3 protein-coding genes are annotated in these 4,787 nt (G+C 41.7%); all 3 read left to right on the top strand.

Features of this window, described 5'->3' with window-relative positions:
* The coding region (locus UYK_RS24410) for a non-ribosomal peptide synthetase (RefSeq protein WP_016872034.1) at positions 1 to 1,557 on the top strand (1,557 nt) is incomplete at its 5' end.
* Positions 1,558 to 1,875: 318 nt separating this feature from the next.
* Complete coding sequence (panP, locus tag UYK_RS0120000) at positions 1,876 to 3,555, top strand: pyridoxal-dependent aspartate 1-decarboxylase PanP (RefSeq protein ID WP_009460364.1); 1,680 nt, start codon at positions 1,876 to 1,878, stop codon at positions 3,553 to 3,555.
* Positions 3,556 to 3,590: 35 nt separating this feature from the next.
* Positions 3,591 to 4,787: type I polyketide synthase (locus UYK_RS0119995; RefSeq protein ID WP_016872033.1), on the top strand; the 1,197-nt coding region annotated here is incomplete at its 3' end.

Below are 4,787 nucleotides of genomic sequence, written 5' to 3'. Positions count from 1 at the left end.
CTGCTGACTTCTGTTGAGTTAGCAGCGCAACTGCCAGAACATCGAGCTAAAGTAGTATGCCTAGATGCCGACTGGGAGAAAATTAACAAACAGAGTATAGATAATCCTATAAATAAAGCCAGCACTGAAAACTTAGCCTATGTAATTTATACTTCCGGTTCCACAGGTCGACCAAAAGGAGTACAAATCCCCCACAGCGCTGTGGTTAATTTCTTAAGTACAATGCGCCAAACTCCGGGACTGACTCAAGACGATATCCTCTTATCTGTCACTACCCTATCTTTTGACATTGCGGCATTGGAACTATATCTACCACTGATTGTCGGCGCTCGTTTGATTATAGTTAGCCGTGAAATTGCTAGCGATGGCATTCAATTGTCAAAACAACTAGATTTGCATCAAGCAAATGTCATGCAAGCCACACCAGCCACTTGGCGGTTACTGCTGGGGGCTGGGTGGCAAGGTAGTAAACAATTGAAGATTCTTTGTGGAGGAGAAACACTCAATCGCTCTGTTGCCAATCAGTTACTTGAACGTAGCAAGCAAGTGTGGAACTTATACGGTCCCACAGAAACCACTATTTGGTCGGCTGTGCAAATTGTAGAAAACAAGACAGAACAAACAGATAGCATTGTCTCTATTGGTCGCCCGATTGCCAACACGCAATTTTATGTCCTTGACCAACACCAACATCTCGTTCCTATAGGTGTTCCAGGAGAATTATATATCGGCGGTGCTGGGGTAGCTCGTGGTTATCTCAACCGACCAGAACTCACAGCCGAGAAATTTATTCCCAACCCCTTCCACAAAGAGGCGGGAGGACGTCTTTACAAGACAGGTGATCTAGTTCGCTTGCGATCTGACTCCAGCATAGAGTTTTTAGGGCGGATTGATAATCAAGTCAAACTCCGTGGTTTTCGCATTGAACTGGGAGAAATTGAAGCTTTATTAAACCAATATCCAGGAGTTGAAACCAGTATAGCTTTGATCCGGGAGGATGAACCTGCTTCTCAACGTTTAGTCGCCTATGTACTCCCACAGCCAAACCAGACACTGACAATTCCTGAACTGCGACACTTTTTGAAGTCGAAGTTGCCGAACTATATGGTTCCAACCGCTTTTGTGACGCTAGAGGCACTACCATTGACACCTAACGGTAAGGTAGATAGGAAGGCGCTGCCAGCACCTGACCAAACACGTCCGGAGTTGGAAACGACTTATCAACCACCCCAAAATGATCTAGAGCAAACCATTGCTAATATTTGGCAAGAAGTACTGCATGTGAAAGAAGTAGGTATTTATGACAACTTCTTTGAACTCGGTGGTCAATCATTACTCTTGGTTCAGGTTCATAGTAAGTTGCAAAAAATATTGCCGCAAGATTTATCCTTGGTAGAAATGTTTCAATATCCAACTATTAGCTCCTTAGCTAAATATTTAAGTCAAGAGCAAAATAAACCAGCAGCTTTGACCAAAGATTCTTACCGTACTGAAGTTAGAACAGCTTCAATTAAGCGTCGTAGAGAAGTCAGACAAAATTATAGAAAAACAACATGAGTTCAGTCTCCTAACAAGCTTAATTTAACAAACCGCCAAAACGCCTTAGACGCGATAGCGGCTTCCGTAAGCTAGGACGCCAAGGATTTGAGAGGGTGCGTAAATCTTAATAGAGTAGACTTTGGTGGTGTAAGTAAAAGTAATCTATTTTTCTTGGTGTCTTAGTGTCTTGGTGGTGAAAAAATCATTTTATTAACCACAAAGACACAAAGACACGAAGGTAAAAAGCTTTTAATTGGGCAAAATTTTTGGGATTTTTATCTAACACAAAGGGGCTAGTTTTAATAGGGTTACTCAACAATTATTTTGGAGTATCAAATGACATTAAGTAAGCGTCAACAAGAAATGACAAAGCAAAATTACATAGCTGAAACTGAACAAACATTGCAGTATACGATTGCCGAAAAAGTTACGCAGTTATTTACGCCATCAAGTCACTCGGTATCTGTAGAAAGTGAGATGGATCTGCAAGTTAATACTTTAGTTAATGATTTTTTAGGTGAGATCAATACTAATACTGATGTTGATTTGAATGCGTTAGTGTCTAAGTTTACTGATAGTAAGGTGCCTGTTGAACCTTATAATTTTGATAGCTATGTTGAATATTTAGCTAATAATGTTGTTGCTCATTCTATACGCACATCTTCGCCACGATTTATTGGTCATATGACCTCTGCTCTTCCCTATTTTGTGCGACCATTGGCAAAGTTGATGACAGCAATGAACCAAAATGTCGTCAAAATGGAAACTGCTAAAGTCTTAAGTCCTTACGAACGTCAGGCTTTGGCGATGATGCATCGGCTAATTTATAATTTTTCTGATGATTTCTATACTCAGCACATTCAAAATAGCCAGAGTACATTGGGTATTTTGGTTTCTGGAGGTACAGCAGCAAATATCATCGCGCTGTGGTGTGCCCGTAATGCTTCTTTGGGTCCAAAAGATGGTTTTGCTGGTGTAGAAAAGGAAGGTTTAGCTGCGGCTTTAGATTACTACGGCTACAAGGGAGCAGTAGTAATAGGTTCTGATTTGATGCATTATTCTTTTGATAAAGCAGCAGATTTATTAGGCATTGGTATGCATGGCTTGATTAAAGTCCCCACTAATTGCAATAATGAGGTTGACTTACAAGCATTGCGTCAAGCTGTTGCAGACTGTCGCGCTCAGAATTTGCATATTATTGCGATCGTGGGTGTTGCTGGGACTACGGATTCTGGTAATGTTGATCCACTTGTAGCGATCGCGGATATTGCCCAAGCAGCCAATGTTCATTTTCATGTAGATGCGGCTTGGGGTGGACCACTCATTTTTTCTGAACAACATCGACACAAACTTGCTGGTATTGAACGGTCTGATTCCGTAACCATTGATGGACACAAACAACTGTATCTGCCAATGGGGATTGGTATGCTCTTTCTGCGCGAACCACAGCTGGCTGCATCGATTGAAAAGAGTGCTAGTTACACCATGCGTAAGGGTTCTTTCGATTTAGGGAAACGCGCTTTGGAAGGCTCTCGACCTGGTATGGCATTATTTTTACATGCTGGACTAAATCTGATTGGGCTGAAGGGATATGAATTTTTGATTGATGAAGGAATCCGCAAGACACAGTATATGGCTGCGCGTATCTGTGCCATGCCTGAGTTTGAGTTACTGGCAGAACCAGAGATGAATCTCCTTATTTATCGTTACATTCCGGAGCCATTTAGAGGACTTGTTGCCAAAAATCAATTGACGGAAGCGGACAATCAACAAATTAATCAATTTAATCAACGCCTTCAGAAAATGCAGCGCCAAGCTGGTCGTACTTTTATTTCACGGACAACGAAAACAATTACCTGCCTTGGAGAAAAATTTTCTATTACTGCACTGCGTGCAGTGCTTGCCAATCCACTTACTACTCAAGATGATATTGACGCAGTTTTAAATGATCAGATTCAGATTGCTTCAGAGTTATCAATGTCAAATTCTTTAGAAACTGCTGAGAACGTAGCGTAGTTGCTGTGAATGAGAATCGGTTGGGATTTTTTGCTATGAATAATTTCAATGAATTTAATAGCTTCGATGATAACGATGAAATAGCCATCATTGGCATGGTAGGTCGTTTTCCTGGGGCGAACAATGTTGATAAATTTTGGCAAAATCTCCGAGATGGTGTAGAATCGATTACCTGTTTCACAGATGAGGAACTGGTATCTGCGGGGATAGACTCAGCTGTGCTACGTGACCCCAATTATGTCAAAGCAGGCAGTGTACTGGAAGATGTAGACTTATTTGACGCTTCATTCTTTGGGTTTACTCCTAGAGAAGCCGAAATCACAGACCCACAACACCGCCTGTTTTTAGAATCTGCCTGGGAAGCTTTAGAGAATGCTGGCTACAACTCGGAAACTTACACTGGTCGCATCGGTCTTTATGCTGGTGTTGCTTTCAGTAGTTACTTTTTTACGAACCTCTACCCCAACCGAGACTTAACACAGTTAGTAGATGATTTCCAAACTTTTATTGGTAATGATAAAGACCACTTACCAACCCAAACTTCTTATAAGTTAAACCTCACTGGACCCAGCGTTAATGTTCAAACTACTTGTTCCACATCATTGGTTGCAGTCCACTTAGCGTGCCAGAGTTTGCTGAATGGCGAAAGTGATATCGCCTTAGCTGGTGGTGTTTCGATACAAATACCGCAAAAAGCTGGCTATCTCTATCAAGAAGGAGGAATTAATTCTCCCGATGGTCACTGTCGAGCTTTTGATGCTAATGCTCAGGGAACTGTTTTTGGTGATGGTTTGGGCATTGTAGTATTGAAGCGATTAGCAGATGCCCTTGCTGATCGTGACTATATTCATGCAGTGATCAAAGGTTCAGCTATCAATAACGATGGTTCCTTAAAGGTTGGTTACACAGCCCCCAGTGTAGATGGTCAAAGAGAAGTAATTTTGGAAGCACTTGCTTTAGCTGGAGTGGAACCCGAGACCATCACCTATATTGAAACTCATGGAACTGGAACTCCTTTAGGAGATCCGATTGAAATTGCAGCTCTCACACAGGCTTTTCGTCGCAGTAGTGACAAAAAAGGCTTCTGTGCTATTGGTTCGGTTAAAACCAATGTGGGACATTTGAATACAGCTGCTGGTGTAACTGGTTTAATTAAAACTGTCCAAGCCCTTAAAAATAAACAAATACCCCCTAGCTTACACTTTCAACAGCCCAACCCCCAGATAGACTTT

Origin of the sequence: Fischerella thermalis PCC 7521 (genome assembly GCF_000317225.1) — a bacterium.
Taxonomy (GTDB): Bacteria; Cyanobacteriota; Cyanobacteriia; order Cyanobacteriales; family Nostocaceae; genus Fischerella; species Fischerella thermalis.
Note: the sequence above shows the minus strand (reverse complement) of the source record. Positions and strands in the feature narration are given on the sequence as shown.